Source organism: Mucilaginibacter sp. P4_G9 (assembly GCF_056400985.1).
This window is the reverse complement of record NZ_JBFUKF010000596.1, coordinates 1-2,310: the sequence shown is the minus strand read 5'-3', so window position 1 is coordinate 2,310 and position 2,310 is coordinate 1. Positions and strand designations below refer to the sequence as shown.

General features: G+C 35.3%; 3 protein-coding genes. All 3 read right to left on the bottom strand.

Annotated features, from left to right (window positions below; genetic code table 11):
- The coding region (locus tag AC1DPZ_RS25730; RefSeq protein WP_477408858.1) for an acyltransferase family protein at nucleotides 1-824 on the bottom strand (824 nt) is incomplete at its 3' end.
- The gene (locus AC1DPZ_RS25725; protein WP_477408856.1) at nucleotides 817-1,791 is read right to left on the bottom strand and encodes a glycosyltransferase family 2 protein; all 975 of its coding nucleotides are present in this window, start codon (nucleotides 1,789-1,791) and stop codon (nucleotides 817-819) included. The genes AC1DPZ_RS25725 and AC1DPZ_RS25730, both read right to left, overlap by 8 nt.
- On the bottom strand, nucleotides 1,784-2,310 hold a 527-nt coding region (locus AC1DPZ_RS25720), incomplete at its 5' end, for a hypothetical protein (protein WP_477408854.1). The genes AC1DPZ_RS25725 and AC1DPZ_RS25720, both read right to left, overlap by 8 nt.

Genomic DNA, 2,310 nt, shown 5'->3' with positions numbered 1-2,310 from the left:
TCTATATTCTCTGGCAAAAAATAAAAAGCCAATGAAATAAAAACCGCTATTATAAAATCAGTAATAAACTGGTTTGAAAAAATGAAGGGACGCAATCCTATCACCAAAGGAAATGATGGCAAATACACTACCAATAAAGAACCAATTAATAATGATGTAGCAACCAACACCCATTTCAAGCTGTTATGGATTTTTAATCCGGGTAAATGATATGCCAAATTTCCCAACAACCAAATTGGCATTAATAAAAGAATTTTTGGCCCTGCAATACAACATGCTATTACAACCAACAGCAGAGATTTGTAACTCGCTTTTCTAAAAAACCATAATCCAAATATTATATAATACCAAAATTCGTAACTTAAAGACCAAAGCGGCGCATTAATTATGGGCGCTGCTGACAAAAACCAAATCTCATTAAAAAAAACACTTGTAATTAGGTATCTCGGTAACACTGGCCCACGTGAATAATGCATATGAAATAAAGGATCAATGCGCCATACAACAACCTCAATTATTACCGTAATTATGAGCGTTGGAATTACGATAGAATAAAGTCTGCTAAACCTTGCTATTACATATTGCCTTATGCCACGATTATTATTTGTAGTAGTATAAGCAATAACATAGCCTGAAAGCACAAAAAATACCACTACAGCAGCGTGAGCTATAATTCCCGTTTGGTAAGCTTGTGCAGGGGTTTGATGAAGAAACCATAGTTCATGTGCATGTATGAACAATACAACTATTGATGCTAATAGTCGTAATGTATCTAAAAATATACTTGACCATCCGGAAATTTTTTTAGGCTCTGTTTTATTCATAATGATTAAAGCATGCTTTTAATAACCCAAGAAACTGCCCGGATAATTGTTGTTTACGAACTTTGTTTTTTATGAATAACTTCGCCGAAAAATACTCTAAGCTATGTCTTATGATAAGCGCAAATGGCCAAATAAAGTATATTTTATAGGGATGATGACGCTTAAAGTACCTTAATCTCCCTCTGTGAGAACTCATAGCCCGGTTTTTTGACCAGGCAGATAAAGCTTCCAAATTATCATGAATTACATCGGCTGTTTTTATGACTCCCATCTTCCAACCTAAATTTGCGAGCCGTTTGGCCCAATCAACATCACATGCCGAAAAAGGAAACATCTGGGCATCCAGGCCCCCGCTAATTAACCATGCGTCAATTTTAACAACTAAAGGGCTTGTAAAAACAACATCTACCTCACTAAACTCAATATCATCGCCAATGTTTTGCCATTTATAGTTTATTGCTTCCAGTTGAAATTTATTAATAATGTTTTTACCTAAAGCAAAATTGCGTACTTTAAGAAAAGGCATACCGACCCCTGCGGGTGATCCATTATGCCTGCGTACTGTAAAACCACATGCGGCCAGTTTATCATTATTTTCCAGTTGCTTTATCGCCTGTTCAACAGGTAAAGCTGACAAGATTTGATTATCGGTTTCATAAAATACTAAATATTTCAATGAAGGAAAAACACTTTGAGCATGTGCAACCCCGGTATTTAACCCGGCAKCAAAAGAAGTATCTTCGCCTTTCTCCGGGATAATTAATTTAATGGTCAGTCCTAAATATCCAGTTTCATTTTTTATCCATTCGATACTTCCATCAGTCGACCCAGCTTCAAAGATGACTATCCCTATCCGATCTTTAAATTCCGTAACCGGAATCCATTTGGAAAGCACGATCAAGCTTTCTTTTAACAGGTTTAACCTGTTAAAAGAGTTTATTACAAACACTATATCTACTTTATTCATATTGCCTGTTTAGATCTTTAACCATAATATTAGCTATGTTAGATAACTTAATTTCTTCAGCAGCCTTAAATGCCGCGATTTTAGCCTGCGCAAAATATTGAAGAGATGGTTCTTTAATAATAGAGCCCTTAAGCTCTTCTGAAAAGAACCCAATTTCGGCATCGAGATAATCCTTATGTATATTGGGCGCAGCTATGGGCAAACCATGGGCAATAAAAGCTGCCACACTACCACTTTTACCAAGGCCATGTTCATGTACAGAAGTAATACCAAGATCACATTGCTGAATAAAGTAAGAAACATCCTTAGCCGGTAAAAAACCGGTATATTTTATTGCAAGTACCGATAAATCATTTTTCTCTAAAATTTCAATTACAGCTTTCGCTTTTTTTTCCGTTGCACCAATTAGCACTATTTCAAATTTATGATATGCTTTTTTGACATCGTCTATAAATGTTTTCAAAAACAAGATGATTTCAACATTCAAATCAAACTTGCTAAAAAAACCCATCCTAAAGG